The sequence below is a fragment of the Galbibacter kalidii genome (assembly GCF_026241135.1).
Taxonomy (GTDB): Bacteria; Bacteroidota; Bacteroidia; order Flavobacteriales; family Flavobacteriaceae; genus Galbibacter.
Genome location: NZ_JAPFGA010000104.1, coordinates 1 through 522, shown reverse-complemented (window position 1 = coordinate 522; position 522 = coordinate 1). Strand labels below are relative to the sequence as shown.

Genomic DNA, 522 nt, shown 5'->3' with positions numbered 1-522 from the left:
ATAGAGGAAGCCGGGATGGAACAGCTGGACCTCGAAGGGGCCCTCGTCCTTCCAGATCGCCGCCTCGGGACGGAAGCGGATCTCCCGGTATTGGTCGTAGTTCATCTCCGCCAGATCGGGCGGCAGGGACGAGTCGGGGGCCTGGTAGGGTTCGGCGGCGAGCTGCCGGGCGCGGTCGGTGACCCGATCGAACAGCTCATCCGGGGCGGCCGCCGAGGCATCCATGGTCAGGGCCAGGCCCCACGCGAGACTGAGGCGTCGTAGCGCGGTCTTCACGTGTGTCTTTCTCCATGTGGTCCCGCCGGCACTCCCTGCGCAAGCCGGGCCAGGAGGTAGTTTGAATCTTCAAGACGTGTCGTTGGCCATTGGTGTTGTCATGCCTTGAAGGACCGCAGTTTGATGCCGCAAGTCACCCTGAGTTCCCTGGCGCCCGTCCTCTCCCGGGCGAATGCTGCGAATCTTGCTCGCCCCGGTGCCGGTGGCGTTATCGAACAGGGTGATGGTGCCATCGGGCTCGAAATC

General features: G+C 64.8%; 1 protein-coding gene. It reads right to left on the bottom strand.

The genetic code is table 11. The annotated features are described in order from the left end of the window. Positions 1-276, bottom strand: a 276-nt coding sequence (locus tag OOZ15_RS20095) for a glucan biosynthesis protein (protein ID WP_265958205.1), incomplete at its 3' end; no start/stop codon positions are given. Positions 277-522: the final 246 nt, after the last annotated feature.